This is a genomic window from Streptomyces lushanensis (genome assembly GCF_001700515.1).
In the GTDB taxonomy this organism is placed as follows: domain Bacteria; phylum Actinomycetota; class Actinomycetes; order Streptomycetales; family Streptomycetaceae; genus Streptomyces; species Streptomyces lushanensis.
In genome coordinates, this window is record NZ_MAUD01000043.1 from 1 (window position 1) to 19,917 (window position 19,917).

At 68.6% G+C, this 19,917-nt stretch carries 16 protein-coding genes; 14 read left to right on the forward strand and 2 right to left on the reverse strand.

The window, feature by feature from the left end; genetic code table 11:
* Positions 1-429 precede the first annotated feature (429 nt).
* From BFF77_RS03720 to BFF77_RS03760, 9 genes are all read left to right on the forward strand, one after another.
* Positions 430-1,149 carry a helix-turn-helix domain-containing protein gene (locus tag BFF77_RS03720; RefSeq protein ID WP_066943729.1) on the forward strand — a complete coding sequence of 240 codons (720 nt, stop codon included), beginning with the start codon at positions 430-432 and terminating at the stop codon, positions 1,147-1,149.
* A 2-nt stretch (positions 1,150-1,151) separates the two neighbouring features.
* Entirely contained in the window at positions 1,152-1,622 is a 471-nt protein-coding gene (locus BFF77_RS03725) for an NUDIX domain-containing protein (RefSeq protein ID WP_066943731.1), read from the forward strand.
* A 131-nt stretch (positions 1,623-1,753) separates the two neighbouring features.
* A complete protein-coding gene (locus BFF77_RS03730) occupies positions 1,754-2,110 on the forward strand; it encodes a hypothetical protein (RefSeq protein WP_079124805.1) in 357 nt (118 codons plus the stop codon).
* Complete coding sequence (locus BFF77_RS03735; protein ID WP_066943736.1) at positions 2,110-2,574, forward strand: DUF4304 domain-containing protein; 465 nt, start codon at positions 2,110-2,112, stop codon at positions 2,572-2,574. Before BFF77_RS03730 ends, BFF77_RS03735 begins: the two co-directional genes overlap by 1 nt.
* 213 nt (positions 2,575-2,787) lie before the next feature.
* Positions 2,788-3,039, forward strand: coding sequence for a hypothetical protein (locus tag BFF77_RS03740; protein WP_245703179.1), 252 nt, complete (start codon positions 2,788-2,790; stop codon positions 3,037-3,039).
* Between the two features lie 207 nt (positions 3,040-3,246).
* Positions 3,247-4,503, forward strand: coding sequence for a helix-turn-helix domain-containing protein (locus tag BFF77_RS03745; RefSeq protein WP_066943738.1), 1,257 nt, complete (start codon positions 3,247-3,249; stop codon positions 4,501-4,503).
* Between the two features lie 543 nt (positions 4,504-5,046).
* Complete coding sequence (locus tag BFF77_RS03750) at positions 5,047-5,259, forward strand: DUF7848 domain-containing protein (RefSeq protein ID WP_141698351.1); 213 nt, start codon at positions 5,047-5,049, stop codon at positions 5,257-5,259.
* Positions 5,260-5,409: 150 nt separating this feature from the next.
* The gene (locus tag BFF77_RS35065; protein ID WP_141698352.1) at positions 5,410-5,736 is read left to right on the forward strand and encodes a hypothetical protein; all 327 of its coding nucleotides are present in this window, start codon (positions 5,410-5,412) and stop codon (positions 5,734-5,736) included.
* Between the two features lie 1,270 nt (positions 5,737-7,006).
* Entirely contained in the window at positions 7,007-10,009 is a 3,003-nt protein-coding gene (locus BFF77_RS03760; protein ID WP_066943745.1) for a bifunctional [glutamine synthetase] adenylyltransferase/[glutamine synthetase]-adenylyl-L-tyrosine phosphorylase, read from the forward strand.
* 63 nt (positions 10,010-10,072) lie between these two features.
* On the opposite strand, the gene BFF77_RS03765 is transcribed toward BFF77_RS03760, so the two are convergent.
* Entirely contained in the window at positions 10,073-11,215 is a 1,143-nt protein-coding gene (locus BFF77_RS03765; protein ID WP_425424332.1) for a phosphatase PAP2 family protein, read from the reverse strand.
* 123 nt (positions 11,216-11,338) lie between these two features.
* A complete protein-coding gene (locus BFF77_RS03770) occupies positions 11,339-12,394 on the reverse strand; it encodes a LacI family DNA-binding transcriptional regulator (protein WP_066943747.1) in 1,056 nt (351 codons plus the stop codon).
* Positions 12,395-12,720: 326 nt separating this feature from the next.
* Here BFF77_RS03770 and BFF77_RS03775 point away from each other — a divergent pair, with 326 nt between their 5' ends.
* The 5 genes from BFF77_RS03775 (at position 12,721) to BFF77_RS03795 (ending at position 19,824) form a co-directional block, all read left to right on the forward strand.
* The gene (locus BFF77_RS03775) at positions 12,721-13,995 is read left to right on the forward strand and encodes an extracellular solute-binding protein (protein ID WP_066943748.1); all 1,275 of its coding nucleotides are present in this window, start codon (positions 12,721-12,723) and stop codon (positions 13,993-13,995) included.
* Between the two features lie 220 nt (positions 13,996-14,215).
* On the forward strand, positions 14,216-15,229 hold the full coding sequence (locus tag BFF77_RS03780; RefSeq protein WP_066943750.1) for a carbohydrate ABC transporter permease: 1,014 nt from the start codon (positions 14,216-14,218) through the stop codon (positions 15,227-15,229).
* A complete protein-coding gene (locus BFF77_RS03785) occupies positions 15,226-16,125 on the forward strand; it encodes a sugar ABC transporter permease (protein ID WP_066943752.1) in 900 nt (299 codons plus the stop codon). Before BFF77_RS03780 ends, BFF77_RS03785 begins: the two co-directional genes overlap by 4 nt.
* A gap of 120 nt (positions 16,126-16,245) precedes the next feature.
* Positions 16,246-17,922: a glycoside hydrolase family 13 protein gene (locus BFF77_RS03790; RefSeq protein ID WP_066943754.1), complete on the forward strand. Its 1,677-nt coding sequence runs from the start codon at positions 16,246-16,248 to the stop codon at positions 17,920-17,922.
* A gap of 195 nt (positions 17,923-18,117) precedes the next feature.
* The gene (locus BFF77_RS03795) at positions 18,118-19,824 is read left to right on the forward strand and encodes a carbohydrate-binding module family 20 domain-containing protein (RefSeq protein WP_066943756.1); all 1,707 of its coding nucleotides are present in this window, start codon (positions 18,118-18,120) and stop codon (positions 19,822-19,824) included.
* Positions 19,825-19,917 lie beyond the last annotated feature (93 nt).

Consider the following 19,917-nt stretch of genomic DNA (forward strand, 5'->3'; position numbering starts at 1 on the left):
CCGGCCACCGCGCGGTGGCCGAAGCTGCACGTAAGGCCCCACATGCCCCATCACCACGCCCACTTTGCCGCTCCGCCGGTCGACCACCAGAGCGCCGGCATCGGGTGAGACGGTGTGCCCACCGGTATCAGGGGTGGGGGCCGTCATCGTGACCACCCCGGCGAGGCGGCGCGCGACCGGGCGTCCAGTCGCAGGGCGGGAACACATGGGGTGGCACTCATTCGCACGGTGACGCTCCTCGGCGGCGTTGATGCGTGCCCCTGGGCCTGTCGGTGCCGCAGGGTCGGCACCGATCCTCACGCCGGTCACCGGGACGAAGGAACCTCCACCAAACCCCACTTCGGGACGTCCTGCACCGTGTAGAACGTCCCTGGTGCCGTCCTGAAACGAAGGGGGAGACTCGTGCCGAACGAGAGACTACGAGCCGTCATGGCGGCGGGAGGCTGGACGTACGCTGCACTCGCTCAGCAGGTCGAGGTCGACCCCAAGTCGGTCGAGCGCTGGGTGAACCTCGGGCGTATCCCACGTCGTGCCACCGCCCTCCAGGCGGCCAAGGCCCTGGGAGAAGACGTGCACGCACTCTGGCCGGCGCTCCGCCAGGCCCGCCCCGCCCGCGCCATCAGCCCCGAACTGGTCGCGCTCTACCAGGAGCGGGCCGACCTCCCCATCTCGACGTTCACCGACCTGATGGCCCAGGCCCGGGAACGGATCGACATCCTCGTCTACGCGGCCGTCTTCCTCCACGAGGCATACCCGCGACTGAACGAACTCCTCACCGAACACGCCGCCGAGGGCTGCACCGTCCGCATCGCGATCGGGGACGCAGACAGCGACAACATCCGTGCCCGGGGCCAGGAGGAGCGGTTCGGGCACGGCATCGAATCCCGCTGCCGCCTCGCGCTCATGCACTACAGGCCGCTCGCCGGTACCCCCGGCATCGAAGTCCGCACCCACGGCACCACGCTCTACAACTCCCTCTACCGCGCCGACGACCAGCAACTCGTCAACGCCCATGTCTGGGGTGTCAACGCCTACGCCGCACCCGTGTGGCACCTTCGCCGACACGAGGCAGGCGGCCTGTTCGACACCTACGCCGAGAGCTTCGACGCCGTGTGGTCGACAGCAACTCCCGTACGAGAGGAAGGCTGACTGTGGCCCGCACCGAGTACTACGACGACCCCAGCGCGCCCAAGCCGAACAGCATGGTCGTCGCCGCTTCCGCCGTCGTCACCGACGATCACGGGCGCATCCTCCTTCAGCGCCGACGCGACAACGGCCTGTGGGCACTGCCCGGCGGCGGCATGGACCTCACCGACTCCCTGCCAGGAACAGCCGTCCGCGAAGTCAAGGAAGAGACCGGCCTCGACGTAGAGATCACTGGCCTGGTCGGCACCTACACCGACCCGAAACACATCATCGCCTACACCGACGGCGAGGTCCGCCGCCAGTTCAACGTCTGCTTCACCGCCCGCATCACCAGCGGCCGACTGGAGATCTCCGACGAGTCCACCGAACTCCGGTTCGTGCCGCCGGAAGAGATCGAGCAGTTGCCGATGCACCACACCCAACGACTCAGGCTCCAGCACTTCCTGGAACGGCGAGAGAAGCCGCACCTGGGCTGAACCGTCTGACGGCAGTAGCGACGGCAACACCCACGGATTTCCCCGCACAACCACGGGCACCAGCGGAACCCGAAACCGCCGCTGATCTGCGAATATGCAGATAGAGAGGGGTCGCTTAGCACACGTACTATGTGCTGGCGGGGGCCACACCGATCCTCGTTCACAACAGCAACGGATGCACGGTTGCCCGTAACGAGAAGGGTCAATTCACTTCTGGGGAGAACGCGGACGCTGCCCGAGGTCGCCAGACGCACTTGAACTACAAGAATGCCCTGGGGGCTGGGTATGACTTCGAAGTCCGGCTCCCGAGCGGGCTTAGGCCCGATGCGGTTGACTGGGAGAATCGAGTCGTGCGTGAGTTGAAATCGGATGCGCCGAGCAGTCAGGCGACAGGTCGGCGGCAGTTGCAGAGCTACGTTGACGAGCTGGAGGAGATGACCGGTCAGAGCTGGACTGGCCATCTCGATACTTACAAGAGGTTCGACTGATGGTCAATTCGGTTTTCGTGGAGGCTTTCGTTGAAGTCTTCAAGCCGCTCGGATTTCGCAAGAAATCGGCGAACTTCTACAGGGTTTCCGGCGATCTCTACTGCGTAGTTGGCCTACAGGGGTCTAGTTGGGACGAGTCGTGCTATGTGAATGTCGGGTTTGCGCCGGCCGAGAAGGCGAAGGCGGGTTGGCTGCCTGAATCCCAATGTCTGGTCAGATTTAGGGCGGATGCCATTGCCTCAATTTCTGACGACGAGCTTAAGCTGCTTTCCAGAGAAGTGACGGAGGGGGGCAAGGAGAGTGAATTCCGAGTGTCCCTGGTTGAAAGGATTGCAGTCCCTGTGGCTCTGACGGTCGGCTCGATTGGGGCTCTGGAGGATTTGAAGTCCCTGCTTCAATCCGGCATTTCTGGTCAGGTGTTCATTCACCGTGAGATCAGGGATGTGTTGCTCGATTCGGAGTAGGCAACGCATGCCGTGCCCCCGGTTATGTCATTCGGTTTCTTCAGGTCATCGCGACAGCAACTTTGATCTTGAGTGATCGGGCGTTGCAGGCGGTGTGACGGCATTAGTTGACGGCAACTCAGGGGCGGTGGTCGAGAGTGATTCCGAGGGTGTCGAGGGCTTGCCTCTGGTGGCGGAGGCGTATGTGTAGACGGTGGTGACGCCGATGTGGGCGTGGCCGAGGAGTTCCTTGATCAGGACGAGTTCGCCGATCTCAGCGACGACGAGTTACTGGAGCGAGAAGTGGAGCTGGACCGGCGATGGCCCGCGATACGCGAGGAGCATCAGCGGGTCTACAGGGAGCGCCGGAAGGTCAAACGCGAGAGCCTCCGATGCGGCCTGTTCCTGTCTCCGCTCTACGATGACGACGCCGAGCCCAACGTGTCGCCGAGCAAGAAGCTGAAGTCCGCACTGGCCGAATCGTAGAAGCGCCGACAGCGACGCCCCTGGCCGTCTCGCGGCAGCTCGACCCGGCGGATGAGCTGTTCAGAGTTTCTTTACTGGATCAAGGCGGCCCGCTGGCGCGGCCCGCGCGCGCCCGGGGGTGGTGATCGCTCCGTGGCGGGTATCTGCCGGATAGCCACCGGTTGATGCGCCCGTCCGGCGTACCGTGGCGCTGGAGGTGGTGAGCGGATGGTCACGGAACTCGCGGAGCTGGCGGACAACGTCCGCAAGCACCGGCGTCGGGCCGGGATGAGCCAGGAGGAACTGGCCCACGCCGCAGGCGTGTCGCCGGGAACAGTGCGCAAGGTGGAGCAGGGTGGAACGGTCCGCATGGAGACCCTGCACACCCTGGCCCGCGCACTGGAGGTGACCACGGCAACGCTGCTGGCCCCGGACGCTCCGCAACCGGTGCGCCGAACCGAGGACAGGAACCGCGTCAACCTCATCGAGCTGCGGGCCGCCCTGACCCCACCGGTCGGGCTGACCGATGCGGGCGGCGAGGCCGGCGAGGAAGAGCCGAACGTACGCCGCTTCCGCCGCGCGGTGCATGACGGCGCGGTGCTGTACCACTCCGACAGCTACAAGAGCGTCGCTTCCCAACTCCCCGGACTCCTACGGGACGCCAACAGCGCGGTCGCCTACTACGACAACGGTGAGGAACACCGCCAGGCGCTTCTGGCCCGAGCTGAAGCCCTGCAACTGGCCGGGCGGTACCTGACGCAGGTCCGGCAGTACGACCTCGGCCACACCGCCCTGGCCGGGGCGATCACCGACGCGCGCCGTGCCGCAGACACCCTCACCGCGGCGTCCGGCGTGATCGGCATGTGCTGGCTGCTCCTGCGCCAGGGACGCTTGGACGAGGCGGAAACCCTCGCCGCCCAGACCGCCGACATGGTCGAGCCGAGGCTGTCCAGGGCGACCCCCGACGAATGCGCGGCGTGGGGCTGGCTGGCACTACGGGCTGCGGCTGCCGCAGGCCGCAACAACCGCCCCCAGGAGGCCCGCCACTACCACCGCGTGGCCACCACGGCGGCATCAGCGGTGGGACGGGAGCACACCGGCTCGTTCTTCCGGCACTGGACGACTTTCGGTCCGCTGACTGTCGGCATGAAGGGCGTGGAGGACGCCATGGTCGTGGGCGACGTGCGTACCGTCGTACGCAAGGCCGGCGAGGACGCCCTGTCGCCCAAGGTATGGAAGAGCACCGGGCGGCCGAGCGACGACAACTGGAACCGCCACCGCATGGATGTAGCACGCGCCCACGCCCGCACCGGCGACCTGACCGCGGCCATGGATGAGCTGACCGGAGTACGCCGAGCATCCCCCCAGTGGCTCCAGCATCAGCACGTGGCCGCCGAGACTGTGCAGGAGATCCTGAAGAAGCGCAAGCGGACCCTCACCGCCGAGATGCGTGACATGGCCTCCTACCTGGGCGTCGTCGGATAGCTACCACCCAGCGCAGCACTTCGCACACTCTGCGTCGCAGACTGCCCTGGCCCATACGTGGAGTGACGGATAGTCAACTCCTACGGTCACCGTGTCCCTATCAGCGACCCAGCCGGGGGTGCACGGTGGCCAAACCCAGGAGCGACGCGGACCGCATGCGGCGCCGGGAACTGTACGACGCGGCAACGGGGCTGGCCGGCCCCCGCTTACTGCCGTGCACCACCCCGGACGGGCACCCCTGCTACCTCAGTACCGATGGCAGGGGCTACCTGTCCACACTCGCCGACAGCATCGAAGCCGTCCAACTCGGCATGGGCGAAGAACTGCTGGAACACGCCCGCGAAGTCCTGGCCCCCGGCGCACGAGTCCTGTCGGCCACCCGAGTACCGCTGGCGCCTCCCGACTGGCCGAGGCCCTCACTGACGCGCTCCGGGTGGCCGAATCGCGCCGACAGCGCATCCTCGACCCGCAGGAAGAGGCGGCCGAGCATGCCTGACCCGGCAACCACCGGCACGCAAGCACTACCGCTTCCGCGAGTACCACGTGACCGCAGTCGCAGACCCCATGACCCTGCCCACCTTCGCGGCCGTCTGCGTCACCGGCGAAGACCACGACTGCGGCGCCACCTCCGGCGAACTCCACACCGAGGACGAACTGACACGCTGGATCGCCGAGCACTGCGCCGGGACCGGCCACGACTTCTACCACCGCATCACCCGCGCCACCCTCCGGGCTGAACCCGGCGCCTGGCAGTAGCGGCCCTTCCGCCGCCCGTACGTCCTGACGGCAGTAGCGACGGCAACAACCACGGATTTCCACGCACAACCACGGACGCCAGCGGAACGCAAAACCAGCGCTGACCAGCGAAGAAGCAGGTAGAGGGGTACCGCGTAGCACACGTACTATGTGCTGGCAGGGGCGACGCCGGTCCTTGTCCACAATTCCAGGCCCTGCGGAATCTCGACGCGTAACGAGAGGGCTGGTGATATCGGTAATTGCACCGATTCGCAGAAGACCCGAGATCCAGCGTCGCAGTGGTATCACGAGGAACTGGGCAATGAAGAACTTCTGGGCGGGATCAACAACCCTGGCGCAGAAGACGGAATTCGCGTCTCGCGTGACGGCAAGATCCTGGGAGGCCATCACCGCAAGGATGAACTTCTGGCGAGAATCAGGGACGGGCGCATCGACCCGGATACTCCCATCCGCATTGACGTCTACGACGGGGAGTAGTGCCTTATGTCACTGATCCATTCGACCGACCCTGACTTCCGTGTGTGTCAGATCAGCTTCGATACGCTACTCGCGTTCCAATTGGAGGCGGAAGAGCGAGGCTGGGCGACTCGGTGGTCCTCGGTTCACGCACTCCGCAGCCAGGTCAAGGAAGGAAGCGTCGTCCTTCAGTCGCTGATGCGTGAAGAGAGAAGGGGGGTTGTGCGGGCCTACCGATGCCTTCTCCTGTTCTCGACCGTGGACGACGGAGATGCTGGGGGAGTTGCCACGATAGATCTTGATCCGGCGAGGTACGAATCGTTGGAGCGGCTTGATCGAGACCCGGATGTACGGAAGGCTCTGGCCCGAATGTTCTTCCTTGTAATGGGTGGGATTTCAATGGTTTCGAAGGAGTAGTGGACTCTCCTGGACTGCGGGCCGATTTGCGCTTGCGGCGCTTCGCTCGCTATGTCCCGCGAAGAGCGGCTAGATCCGGAGGAGTGCCGACTTCTTCCGCAGGACGGGCTTGAAGGGGCGGGCTTCGTAGAGATTAAGCTCACTCGCCTCCTTGGGGCGTGACGGCGCCGCCCGGGCTGCGGGATCGGAGAGATTTTCGGAGTCCGCCCGCATGGCAGTCCCGAACGGCGCGCGCAAATATGAAGCCCCGTCAGGTGGGTCCTGACGGGGCTTCTGCGTTGGGTGACGGTAGTAGTTGACGGCAACGTCAGCGGACGCGGCTCCTGGTCGATACCGGGTGCGGATGAATTCGGTGAGGGCGGGAATGGGGATTGGGCTGAGCTGGAGGCGAGTCGGCATAGGCACGGGCACCGGGAGCAGATTCAGCGCCGGGGTCGCCTCCGTGTGGAGGGCGGCGAGCGGGGGCGAGGCCATCGGCAAGTCCCTTCGGCTGCGAACTGTTGTTGCAGTCCGGCCGGACGCGTTCGCATTGGCGGCGGCGCAGGCCGGTCGGCTCGACCAGCCGCGCGGGGGGGCCTACGTAGCGTGTCGGCGGTCCGAAGTCCGAAGTCCGCGGTCCGTGCGTTCAGTCGGGGGCAGGAGGTTCTGACGGCGGTCAGCCGGGGCCCGTACATCGCCGTCAGTGCCTCCGCGGCGGCTTCTGTCGCCGTTCGGCGCGCCGGACCGCGGGCGTCCCGGCGTTCGGCAAGGCCGGGCCTTTACCCGGACTCGGCCCTCCCGCGCGCCGCCCTCCCGGCGGACAGGGCCTAGGCTCGAATCCTGGGGTCGGTCGGAACAGGGCCGGTTGGACACGGTCGCGGACAGGAGACGGCGTATGACGGTGCCGGGTCGCAGGAGCAGTACGTTCATCCGCCTGCTGCGGCACGGCTTCACCGATCCCTCCGCCGCCGAGCGGTTGCTCGACGAGCCCGAGATGACGGTCGTACGGTCCGATCCGCTGCTGCTCGACGCCTTCGGCGCCACCGCCGATCCCGATCTCGCGCTGCGCGGCTTCGTCCGGCTGGCCGAGGCGCAGAAGCCCGACGAGCGGACGATGCTGCTGGACACGCTGGTGACGGCCAAGCCGCTGCGCGACCGGCTGCTCGGGGTGCTCGGCGCGTCCGAGGCGCTCGGCGACCATCTCGCCAGACATCCCGGCGACTGGCACGCTCTGGTCACCTACGAACTGGCCGATCTGCATCCCGGCGTCGAGGAGTTCGAACGCGGTCTCGCCGGTGCCGACGACCCGGTGTCGCTGCGGATCGCCTACCGCCGCTGTCTGCTGGCCATCGCCGCCAGGGACGTCTGCGGTACGACGGATGTCGCCGAGACCGCCGCCGAACTGGCCGATCTGGCCACCGCGACCCTGCGCGCCGCCCTCGCGATCGCACGGGCCGCCGCGCCCGAGGACGCCGCCGCGTGCCGGCTGGCGGTCATCGCGATGGGCAAGTGCGGCGGCCATGAGCTGAACTATGTCTCCGACGTGGATGTGATCTTCGTCGGCGCCCTGCCGGAAGGCGCCGACGGCGAGGCCGACGAGGGCGCCGCGGTCCGGGCCGCGACCCGGCTGGCCTCCCATCTCATGCGGATCTGCTCCGAGTCGACCGTCGAGGGGACCATCTGGCCCGTCGACGCCAACCTGCGGCCCGAGGGCCGCAACGGGCCGCTCGTACGGACGCTGAGCAGCCATCTCGCGTACTACCAGCGCTGGGCCAAGACCTGGGAGTTCCAGGCGCTGCTCAAGGCCCGGGTGGTGGCCGGCGACCCGCTGCTCGGCGCGGAGTACATCGACGGAGTCTCGCCGCTGGTCTGGCAGGCGGCCGAGCGCGAGCACTTCGTCTCCGACGTGCAGAAGATGCGCCGCCGGGTCATCGCGAACCTGCCCGCGGGACAGGCCGAGCGCGAGCTGAAGCTCGGACCGGGCGGGCTGCGGGACGTCGAGTTCGCCGTACAGCTCCTCCAGCTGGTCCATGGCCGCAGCGACGTCTCGCTGCGCAGCAGCTCCACCCTCGAAGCACTGGGCGCGCTGGCGGCGGGCGGCTATGTGGGCCGCACGGACGCGCGGCAGTTCGACGAGGCGTACCGCTTCCTGCGCGCCATGGAGCACCACATCCAGCTCCACCGGCTGCGCCGTACGCATCTCGTACCGGACGGCGAGGCCGATCTGCGCCGCCTCGGGCGCTCGCTCGGGATGCGCGGCGATCCCGTCGCCGAGCTGAACAAGGTGTGGAAACGGCATGCCTCGGTGGTCCGGCGGCTGCACGAGAAGCTCTTCTACCGGCCGCTGCTCGACGCGGTCGCCCAGCTCACGCCCGGCGAGACCCGGCTCAGCCCGAAGGCGGCACGCCAGCGGCTCGAAGCGCTCGGATACGCCGATCCGGGCTCCGCGCTGCGCCATCTGGAGGCGCTGTCGTCCGGAGTGAGCCGTAAGGCCGCGATCCAGCGGACGCTGCTGCCGGTGCTGCTGGGCTGGTTCGCGGACTCGGCCGATCCCGACGCCGGGCTGCTCGGCTTCCGCAAGGTGTCCGACGCGCTCGGCAAGACGCCCTGGTATCTGCGGCTGCTGCGGGACGAGGGAGCCGCGGCGGAGAATCTGGCGCGCGTGCTCTCGGCCGGCCGGCTCGCCCCGGATCTGCTGCTGCGCGCGCCCGAGGCGGTCGCGATCCTCGGCGATCCTGAGGGCCTGGCACCGCGCGGCCGTGACCATCTCGAACAGGAGATCCTGGCGGCGGTCGGGCGCGCGGACACCGCCGAGGGCGCCGTCGCCGCCGCGCGCGGGGTGCGCAGACGGGAGCTGTTCCGTACGGCCGCGGCGGATCTGATCGGCTCGTACGGTACGGAGGAGAGCCCGGCCGAGGAGGATCCCGGAGCGCTGGTGGACCGTGTCGGGAACGCGGTCACCGATCTCAACGCGGCGACGCTCGCGGGCGCCCTGCGCGCCGCCGTACGCGCGGAGTGGGGCGACACCCTGCCGACCAGGTTCGCGGTCATCGGCATGGGCAGATTCGGCGGCCACGAGCTGAGCTACGGTTCCGACGCCGATGTGCTCTTCGTGCACGAGCCGCGCGAGGGCGTCGACGAGCAGGAGGCGGGCCGCGCCGCGAACGCGGTGGTCGCCGAGATGCGCAGGCTGCTCCAGGTGCCGACCGCCGATCCGCCGTTGCTGATCGACGCGGATCTGCGGCCCGAGGGCAAGAGCGGCCCGATGGTCCGTACGCTCGCCTCCTACGCGGCCTACTACCGGCGCTGGTCGCTGGTGTGGGAGAGCCAGGCGCTGCTGCGCGCGGAGCAGATGGCGGGCGACGCCGATCTGGGCCGCCGCTTCATCGAGCTGATCGACACACTGCGGTATCCGGCGGAAGGGCTCGGCGAGGACGCGGTACGAGAGATCCGCCGCCTCAAGGCACGGATGGAGCGGGAACGGCTGCCCAGGGCGGCCGATCCGACGCTCCACACCAAGCTGGGCCGTGGCGGTCTCTCGGATGTCGAGTGGACGGTCCAGCTGCTCCAGCTGCGGCACGGCTGGGCGGAACCGGGACTGCGGACGACCCGTACGCGCGAGGCGCTCGCGGCGGCCCGGGCGGCGGGCCTTCTCCCGACGGAGGACGCGCGGATCCTGGACGACGCGTGGGTGCTGGCCTCCCGGGTGCGCAACGGCGTGATGCTGGTCAGAGGCAGGCCGGGCGACACCTTCCCGTCGGACGGCCGGGAACTGGCGGCGATGGGCCGTTACCTCGGGTACGGACCGGGTCATGTGGGAGACATGCTGGACGACTACCGCCGGATCACACGCAGGGCACGCGCGGTGGTCGAGCAGCTGTTCTACGACGCGGTGTGAGCCCACGACGCGGTGCGAGCCACGGCCCCGGCCGCGGCCGCGGACGCGGTGAGACGCGGTGAGCTACGACGCGGTGTGAGCGCCGCGCGAGGAGGCGGGCTCCGCTCTGCCGCCGGCCGAGGTGTCCCTTACCGCCGCACCGCCCTGCGCCGTCGAAGCGCCCTGTGCCGTCGGCTGAGCCGCCCCGCGGGGCGTGCGCGCCGTACGCGCCAGGGGCCCGGGCGTACGTGGCCGCCGCCCGGGACCGCCGTCCGTGTCCGCCGGGTGCTCGTCCACGTCGCGCGGGAGACGCGGGAGCCGGGCGGGCAGCGAGCCGAACCAGAGGTACGAGACCGCGAAGCCGAAGGACAGACAGATCATGCCGCCGACCGCGTCCAGCCAGAAGTGATTGGCGGTGGCGACGATCACCACCAGCGTCAGCGTGGGGTAGAGCAGACCAAGGATCTTGGTCCAGGGCGCCCTGGCCAGCGCGAAGATCGTCAGACCGCACCAGAGCGACCAGCCGATGTGCATCGACGGCATGGCCGCGTACTGGTTCGACATGTTCTTGAGATTGCCCGAGGCCATCGAGCCCCAGGTCTCGTGGTGCACCACCGTGTCGATGAAGCTGTTCCCGGCCATCAGCCGCGGCGGTGCCAGCGGGTACAGGTAATAGCCGAGAAGAGCCACGGCCGTGGTCGCGAAGAGCACCAGCCGGCCGGCCGCGTAACGGCCGGGATGGCGGCGGAAGAGCCAGACCAGCACACCTATCGTGACGATGAAGTGGAGAGTCGCGTAGTAGTAGTTCATTCCTACGATCAGCCACGTCACAGAATTCACCGCGTGGTTGATTGACCGCTCCACGGCGATGCCAAGATGCTGTTCGGTGTCCCAGATCCAGTTCGCGTTCTCCAGAGCCTTCGCCCGCCGCTCCGGTACCGCGTTACGGATCAGTGAGTACGTCCAGTAACTCACCGCGATCAGGAGGATTTCGAACCAGAGACGAGGACGGCGAGGTGATCTCGCGCGCCGCAGCCACAGGTGGTCGCGCCGCGGCAGCGTGCGGTCGTCCACGGGTTCTGACGACGTGCGGCCGTGCACCGGATCCGTGGTGTCCACCGGCTGCGTGGTCACGTCGCGTCTCGCGCCGGTCGCCACGTGGTTCGCGTCCGCCTCCTCGTGTGTGATGGGTGACGGGGTGGCCCCTCGGCCTTCCTCTGTCTTCACTGTTGGTTCACCCATAGCGAGAGAGTTTGCCAGATTCTCGTCCTCCGACCGATCATCCCCCGGTCGGGTTCCCCTCGCACGCGCTACTACCGTGGGACGACTCCTCCCGCGGGCTCCTCCTCATCACGGACGGGGCCGTGACCCCGGTATCCCCTGAGGTCCCGGAGCCGGCCCGGAAGCGGTTGAACCGCGAACCACCAGCTCGGGCATGAAGACGAACTCGCTGTGCGGCGCGGGAGTGCCGCCGATCTCCTCCAGGAGCGTACGGACCGCCGCCTGGCCCATGGACGGCACCGGCTTGCGGATCGTCGTCAGCGGCGGATCGGTGAAGGCTATGAGCGGCGAGTCGTCGAAACCGACCACCGACAGATCGCGCGGCACATCGAGGCCGCGCCGCCGCGCCGCGCGGATCGCGCCCAGCGCCATCATGTCGCTGGCGCACACCACCGCCGTACAGCCGCGGTCCATCAGCGCGGAGGCCGCGGCCTGACCGCCCTCCAGCGTGAACAGCGACTGCTGGATCAGCTCGTCCGCCTCGTCCGAGGAGAGTCCCAGCAGCTCCTGGACCGTGGCCCGGAAGCCCTCGATCTTGCGGAGTACGGGCACGAAGCGGCGCGGGCCGACGGCCAGACCGATGCGCTGATGGCCGAGCGAGACGAGATGGGTCACCGCCAGCCGCATCGCCGCCCGGTCGTCGGGAGAGATGAAGGGCGCCTGGACCTTCGGCGAGAAGCCGTCGACCAGCACGAAGGGCACGCCCTGGGTGCGCAGCCTCTCGTAGCGCCGCATGTCGGCGGAGGTGTCGGCGTGCAGTCCCGAGACGAAGATGATGCCGGAGACGTCCCGTTCGACCAGCATCTCCGTCAGCTCGTCCTCGGTGGATCCGCCGGGGGTCTGCGTCGCGAGCACCGGTGTGTAGCCCTGCCTGGTCAGCGCCTGGCCGATGACCTGCGCCAGGGCCGGGAAGATCGGATTCTCCAGCTCGGGCGTGATCAGGCCGACGAGCCCCGCGCTGCGGCGGCGCAGCCGCACCGGACGTTCGTAGCCGAGGACGTCGAGCGCGGCGAGGACGGATTCGCGGGTGGCCGCGGCAACCCCGGGCTTGCCGTTCAGTACGCGGCTGACCGTCGCTTCGCTGACCCCCGCCTGAGTTGCGATATCGGCAAGCCGTGCGGTCATGTGAGTGGACTGTACCGGGCGTCTGTCGGATTGCCCACCGCACGCGAGAACCGGCCGTCGTGACTCATCGTTGCAAGATCTTGCGAAACCTTCCTGCGGTACGGCTGTCATCCCGTACCGTGCCGTCGACCTGCACAATCCTTGCCTGGCAAGCTTTCAGAGCCCTCGTCAAGGGGTAGGACCGCAACCGGAGGGACACGCCGCAGTAACGATCAACGCTCCTTGCGGAAATCTTCCGCAAGGTCTTTCGGCCTTCTTGCATCGCTGTTACCTTCACGTCCGACCCGGCGCCGCGACGGAGCGGTACGGCAGTTGAAGGAGTTCGGATGCGACGTGGCATAACGGCCACCGCCCTGGCCGCGACCCTGGCTCTCGCGGCGACCGCCTGCGGCAGTGACGACGAGCCGGCGAGCGGCGGGAGCGCGGGCGGGGAGCTCTCGGGCACGGTGACCTGGTGGGACACCTCGACCGTCGGCAGCGAGGACAAGGTCTTCCAGCGGCTCGCCGAGGACTTCGAGAAGAAGCACCCGAAGGTCGACGTCAAGTATGTGAACGTGCCGTTCGGTGAGGCCCAGAACAAGTTCAAGAACGCGGCCCAGTCCGGCTCCGGCGCGCCCGATGTGATCCGCGCGGAGGTCGCGTGGACTCCGGAGTTCGCCGATCTCGGCTATCTCGCGCCGCTGGACGGCACGCCGGCGCTCAAGAACGAGACGGACTTCCTGGCGCAGGCCGCCGCCTCCACCGAGTACGACGGCAAGACGTACGCCGTGCCGCAGGTCATCGACTCCATGGGCATCTTCTACAACAAGAAGATCTTCAAGGACGCGGGTGTCGAAGTGCCCACGACCGTCGCCGAGTTGAAGACCGTGTCGAAGACGGTCAAGGACAGGACGGGGAAGACCGGCCTGTATCTGCGCGGTGACGACGCCTACTGGTTCCTGTCGTTCCTGTACGGCGAGGGCGGCAATCTGGTCGACGCCGGCTCCAGGACCGTCACCGTCGACAACGCGGCCGGCGTCAAGGCCATGACCGTCGTCAAGGACCTCGTGGACTCGGGAGCGGCCAAGACCGACGCCACCGACGGCTGGGAGAACATGCAGTCGTCCTTCAAGGACGGCAAGGTCGCGATGATGATCAACGGCCCCTGGGCCGTCACCGACACCTACGGCGGCGCCGAGTTCAAGGACAAGGCCAATCTGGGCATCGCGCCCGTACCGGCCGGTTCCGTGGCGCAGGGCTCCCCGCAGGGCGGCCACAACCTCGCGGTGTACGCGGGCTCCAAGAACCTCGACGCCTCCTACGCCTTCACCGAGTACATGACCTCCGCCGAGAGCCAGGCCAAGGTCGCCGAGGAACTGAGCCTGCTCCCCACGCGCACGTCGGCCTACACGATGCCGGGCGTCGCGGACAACGAGATCGTCGGATTCTTCAAGCCCGTCGTGGACAAGGCCGTCGAGCGCCCGTGGATCCCGGAGACCGGCAGCCTGTTCGCGCCGCTGGTGACCGAGTACACCAAGGTCCTCACCGGCCAGACCACTCCGGAGAAGGGCGTCGGCGCCACCGGCGACGCCTATCGCGAGCTGCTCAAGGGCTGGAAGTAGCCCGAGGCATCCCGAAGCGGCCGGAAGCGGACCGCCCGGCCGGCCGACCCGGTCCGACCCGGCCCCGGTCCGATCGGTCCGGTCCGACCTGATCCCGGCGCGGTCCGGCCGGTCCGATCCGGTCCCGGGCGGTGCCGAGCGGTCCGATCGGGCGGTGCGGTCCCGGCCGGTGGGCCGCAGCAAGGAAGCAGACCGAAGGAATTAAGGAAAGGCGGGCCGGATGGCTCTCCACACCAGCCAGTCGGTGCCGAAGGCGCCGGGCGGCACACCGCCCGGCGGGCTCCGGCGCCCCGGCGGGCTCCCCGCTCCGGTGAGGCTCAGACGCGGCCTCGCGACCCACTGGTACGCCTGGGCCATGGTCGCCCCGGTGGTGGCCGTGATCGGCGTGATCATCGGCTATCCGCTGGTCCGCGGTGTCCATCTGTCGCTCACCGACGCCGACGAGCGCAATGTGGAGCGCAGCATCGGCGTCAACCACCTGCCCGCCACCTACGAGTTCGTCGGACTCGACAACTACGCCGACGCGCTGACGGGCGATCAGTTCCTGTCCACCCTCGGCTGGACGCTGATGTGGACGGTCTCCTGCGTCACCGTCACCTTCGGTCTCGGGCTGGCCCTGGCGAACATCCTCAACCGCCGGATCGCCGGCCGCTCCTTCTACCGGATGCTGCTGATCCTGCCCTGGGCCGTCCCCGGCTTCGTCTCCGTCTTCGCCTGGCGCTTCCTCTACAACGAGGACCGCGGCTTCCTCAACAAGCTGCTGGCGGGCGGCGGCATCGACGCGGTGCCCTGGCTCAACGACCCCACCTGGGCCAAGTTCTCGGTGATCGCCGTGAACATCTGGCTCGGGGTGCCCTTCATGATGGTCGCGCTGCTCGGCGGACTCCAGTCCATCCCCGGCGAGATGTACGAGGCGGCCGAGATGGACGGTGCCAACGCCTGGCAGCGCTTTTGCCACATCACCATGCCGGGGCTGCGCCCGGTCAGCACGACCGTGATCCTGCTCTCCACCATCTGGACGTTCAACATGTTCCCGGTGATCTTCCTGCTGACCCGGGGCGGGCCCGGCGAGGCGACGCAGATCCTGGTCACACAGGCGTACAAGTTCTCCTTCGAGATCAGCCCGCGCGACTTCGCGCAGTCCTCCACCTGGGGCGTGCTGATCCTCGTCCTCCTGATGGCCTTCGCCGCGGTTTACCGGCGAGTCCTCCGCACCCAGGGAGATACGTGGTGACCACCGCAGCCGTCCCCAGGACCACTCCGGCCGACGCGCCGTCCACCCCGGCGGGCGCCGGCACACCCCGCCGTGGCAGGCGCTCACCGCTGGCCTCCGTCGCCCTGCACACCACTTTGATCCTCGCGTCCGTGATCGCCGTCTTCCCGGTGCTCTGGGTCCTGCTGACCTCGCTCAAACCCGCGGGCTACGCGACCACCACGGACTTCTTCAAAGAGCCGACGTTCGAGAACTACACCGGCCTGCTGCGCGACACCCCGTTCCTCACCTGGTTCGGCAACTCGCTGCTCGTCGCCGGATTCACCACGGTGCTCGGTGTCTTCACCGCTGCCACCACCGGCTACGCCGTCAGCCGCTTCCGCTTCCCCGGCAGGCGCGGGCTGATGTGGACCCTGCTGATCACCCAGATGTTCCCGGTCGCCGTGCTCATCGTGCCGATCTACAACATCATGTCGGGACTGGGACTGCTCAACCGGTCGGCGGGTCTGGTGATCACGTACCTCACCATCGCCGTGCCGTTCTGCGCCTGGATGATGAAGGGCTTCTTCGACACCATCCCCCGGGAGATCGACGAATCCGGCCAGGTCGACGGACTGACTCCGTTCGGTACGTTCTTCCGGCTGGTGCTGCCGCTCGCCAAGCCCGGGCTCGCGGTGACCGCGTTCTACTCCTTCATCACCGCCTGGGGCGAAGTGGCGTACGCCTCCGCCTTCATGGTCGGCGACGAGAATCTCACGCTCGCCGGCGGCCTCCAGAAGTTCGTCAACCAGTACGGCGCCCAGTGGGGCCCGATGACCGCCGCGTCCGTGCTCATCGCCGTTCCCGCCGCGCTCGTCTTCCTCTTCGCCCAGCGCCATCTCGTCACCGGCATGTCCGCCGGTGCCGTCAAGGGCTGACCGCCTTTGGCCTTACCACCGAGCTCCGCCCGTACCACCGGTTCGTACGACGACGACGGCGGCACGCGGCCGGCCAGGCCCGGCGTGCCGCTCCCTCCCCCCAGACACTCCAGGGATGACATGACCCAGCACCTCGCTGCCCCTCTGACCGGCACGTCCGACGACGCCCCGGGCCACCGCCACGGCTGGTGGCAGGACGCGGTGATCTACCAGGTCTACCCACGCAGCTTCGCCGACGGCAACGGTGACGGCATGGGCGATCTCGACGGGGTACGCCGCCGGCTGCCGTATCTCAGGGAGCTGGGCGTCGACGCCGTCTGGCTCAGTCCCTTCTACGCGTCGCCGCAGGCCGACGCGGGCTACGACGTCGCCGACTACCGGGCCATCGATCCGATGTTCGGCACGCTGCTGGACGCGGACGCGCTGATCCGTGACGCCCATGAGCTCCGGCTCCGGGTCGTCGTCGACCTCGTGCCCAACCACTCCTCGCAGGAACACGACTGGTTCAAGCGGGCGCTGCGGGAAGGACCGGGCTCCCCGCTGCGCGAGCGCTACCACTTCCGGCCCGGCAAGGGCGTGAACGGCGAACTCCCGCCCAACGACTGGGAGTCCATCTTCGGCGGCCCGGCCTGGACCAGGACCAGCGATCCGGACGGCACTCCAGGCGACTGGTATCTGCATCTCTTCGCCCCGGAGCAGCCCGACTTCAACTGGGACCATCCGGCCGTCGCCGACGAGTTCCGTTCCATCCTGCGGTTCTGGCTGGACATGGGCGTCGACGGCTTCCGCGTCGACGTCGCCCACGGACTGGTGAAGGCCGACGGACTGCCGGACATCGGCGGTGCGGGCCAGCTCAGGCTGCTGGGCAATGACGTCATGCCGTTCTTCGACCAGGACGGAGTGCACGAGATCTACCGTCAGTGGCGCAGGATCCTGGACGAGTACCCCGGGGACCGGATCGCCGTCGCGGAGGCCTGGACGCCCACGGTCGAACGCACCGCGAACTACGTACGTCCCGACGAACTGCACCAGGCGTTCAACTTCCAGTATCTGAGCACCTCGTGGGAGGGACCCGCGCTGCGCGAGGTCATCGATGTCTCGCTCGCGGCGATGCGGCCGGTGGGCGCGCCCGCCACCTGGGTGCTCTCCAACCACGATGTGACACGGCACGCCACCAGGTTCGCGGGCCCGCCCGGAGGCGGTACGCAGACCAGGGAGGCGGGCGACCGTACGCTCGGACTGCGGCGGGCCCGCGCGGCGACGCTGCTGATGCTGGCGCTGCCCGGCTCGGCGTACATCTACCAGGGCGAGGAGCTCGGGCTGCCCGATGTCACCGATCTGCCCGACGAGGCGCGGCAGGATCCCTCGTACTTCCGCGCGGACGGGCAGGACGGCTTCCGTGACGGATGCCGGGTGCCCATTCCCTGGACGCGGGAGGGCAGTTCGTACGGTTTCGGCGCGGGCGGGAGCTGGCTGCCGCAGCCGGACGACTGGGGTCCGCTGAGCGTCGAGGCCCAGACCGGCGATCCGGACTCCACGCTGGAGCTGTACCGGTCGGCGCTGGCGGTGCGCAAGGAACACCCGGGCCTGGGCGCCGGCGCGTCGGTGGAGTGGCTGGACGCGCCCGAGGGCGTGCTGGTCTTCGCGCGTCCCGGCTTCCTCTGCACGGTCAACACGACGGACAGGGCGGTGCGGATCCCGGTCCGCGGCGCCCTGCTGCTGTCCAGCCACCCGATGACGGCGGACGGTCCCGAGACCGAGCTGCCCGCGAACACGACGGGGTGGTGGGCGGTGTGAGCCCTCTCCCGCCGCGGGGCCCGGTACGGCGGCGGGGCGGCGCCGTACCGGGCCCCGCGGCGGGCGGGCGTACGCGTCCGGTCGCCGGTAGAGGCACCACCCGCACAGGGCCTTGAGGGGCAAGAGCGCGTCGCCGCACGAGGCCGTACGCACCAACTGTCACCCGCACCTCCCTTCACCAGTGCAGGAGGAACCATGGCTCGCAGATCCCTGGCCGCCGCGCTCGCCCTCGTGGCCGGCGCCGCGGCCGCTCTCGCGGTCCCCGCCGGGACCGCCCAGGCGGCGCCGCCGGGCACCAAGGACGTCACCGCCGTTCTGTTCGAGTGGAAGTTCGACTCCATAGCCAGGGCGTGCACGGACACCCTCGGCCCGGCCGGCTACGGCTACGTCCAGGTCTCACCGCCGCAGGAGCACATCCAGGGCGGTCAGTGGTGGACCTCGTACCAGCCCGTCAGCTACAAGATCGCCGGGCGGCTCGGTGACCGCGCCGCCTTCTCCGCCATGGTGAACACCTGCCACGCGGCGGGCGTCAAGGTCGTCGCCGACACCGTCATCAACCACATGGCGGCCGGCGACGGCACCGGCACGGGGGGCACCCCGTACACCAAGTACAACTACCCGGGCATCTACTCGGGCGCCGACATGGACGACTGCCGGTCGCAGATCAGCAACTACGGCGACCGCGGCAACGTACAGAACTGCGAACTCGTCGGCCTCGCCGATCTGGACACCGGTGAGGACTACGTACGCGGCCGGATCGCGGCGTACATGAACGATCTGCTCTCGCTCGGCGTCGACGGCTTCCGGATCGACGCGGCCAAGCACATGCCCGCCGCCGATCTCGCCAACATCAAGAGCAGGCTGAGCAATCCGGGCGTCCACTGGAAGCAGGAGGCCATCCACGGCGCCGGCGAGGCGGTCTCGCCGAGCGAGTACCTGGGCAACGGCGACGTCCAGGAGTTCCGCTACGCGCGCGGTCTCAAGCAGGTCTTCAACAACGAGAACCTCGCCTATCTGAGGAACTACGGCGAGGGCTGGGGCTACATGGAGTCCGGCCGGTCGGCGGTCTTCGTGGACAACCACGACACCGAGCGCGGCGGCGACACCCTCAGTTACAAGGACGGCGCGAACTACACGCTGGCCAATGTCTTCATGCTGGCCTGGCCGTACGGCTCGCCCGATGTGCACTCCGGGTACGAGTTCACCAGCAATGACGCGGGCCCGCCCAACGGCGGTACGGTCAGCGCCTGTTACAGCGGCGGATGGAAGTGCCAGCACGCATGGCGCGAGATCTCGTCCATGGTCGGCTTCCGCAACACCACGCGCGGCCGGGCCGTCACCGACTGGTGGGACAACGGAGGCGACCAGATCGCCTTCGGCCGGGGCTCCGCGGGCTATGTCGCGATCAACCACGAGGGCTCCTCGCTGACCCGTACCTTCCAGACCTCGCTGGCGGGCGGCACGTACTGCGATGTGCAGAGCGGCAGGGCGGTCACGGTCAACGGCTCGGGACAGTTCACGGCGACGCTCGGCGCGAACACGGCCGTCGCCCTGCACACCGGCGCCCGCACCTGCTCCGGTGGCGGCGGCACGGATCCGGGGCCCGGCGCCTCGGGCGCGTCCTTCGGTGTCAACGCGACGACCCAGCCCGGCCAGAACATTTATGTCACCGGCAATCAGGCGGCGCTGGGCAACTGGAACACCGGCAGCGCGCTGAAGCTCGACCCGGCGGCCTATCCGGTGTGGAAGCTGGACGTGGCGCTGCCGGCCGGTACGTCCTTCGAGTACAAGTACATCCGCAAGGACGCGGCCGGCGCGGTGACCTGGGAGAGCGGCGCCAATCGAACGGCGACGGTGCCCGCGTCCGGCAAGGTCACGCTGAACGACACCTGGCGCAGCTAGGCCCTGTCCGGTCGATCTTCGTGGACTCTGCCCTGCCCGGCCAGGACCCAGACCCTCCCCGGCCAGGGCCCGGGCTCCGCCCGCCCGGACAGG

Excerpts from the sequence above, each read along its gene's own strand:
- BFF77_RS03760 (WP_066943745.1), top strand. The coding sequence starts at position 7,007 with ATGACGGTGCCGGGTCGCAGGAGCAGTACGTTCATCCGCCTGCTGCGG.
- BFF77_RS03745 (WP_066943738.1), top strand. The coding sequence starts at position 3,247 with ATGGTCACGGAACTCGCGGAGCTGGCGGACAACGTCCGCAAGCACCGG.
- BFF77_RS03735 (WP_066943736.1), top strand. The coding sequence starts at position 2,110 with ATGGTCAATTCGGTTTTCGTGGAGGCTTTCGTTGAAGTCTTCAAGCCG.
- BFF77_RS03795 (WP_066943756.1), top strand. The coding sequence starts at position 18,118 with ATGGCTCGCAGATCCCTGGCCGCCGCGCTCGCCCTCGTGGCCGGCGCC.
- BFF77_RS03720 (WP_066943729.1), top strand. The coding sequence starts at position 430 with ATGGCGGCGGGAGGCTGGACGTACGCTGCACTCGCTCAGCAGGTCGAG.
- BFF77_RS03770 (WP_066943747.1), bottom strand. The coding sequence starts at position 12,394 with ATGACCGCACGGCTTGCCGATATCGCAACTCAGGCGGGGGTCAGCGAA.
- BFF77_RS03780 (WP_066943750.1), top strand. The coding sequence starts at position 14,216 with ATGGCTCTCCACACCAGCCAGTCGGTGCCGAAGGCGCCGGGCGGCACA.
- BFF77_RS03790 (WP_066943754.1), top strand. The coding sequence starts at position 16,246 with ATGACCCAGCACCTCGCTGCCCCTCTGACCGGCACGTCCGACGACGCC.
- BFF77_RS03775 (WP_066943748.1), top strand. The coding sequence starts at position 12,721 with ATGCGACGTGGCATAACGGCCACCGCCCTGGCCGCGACCCTGGCTCTC.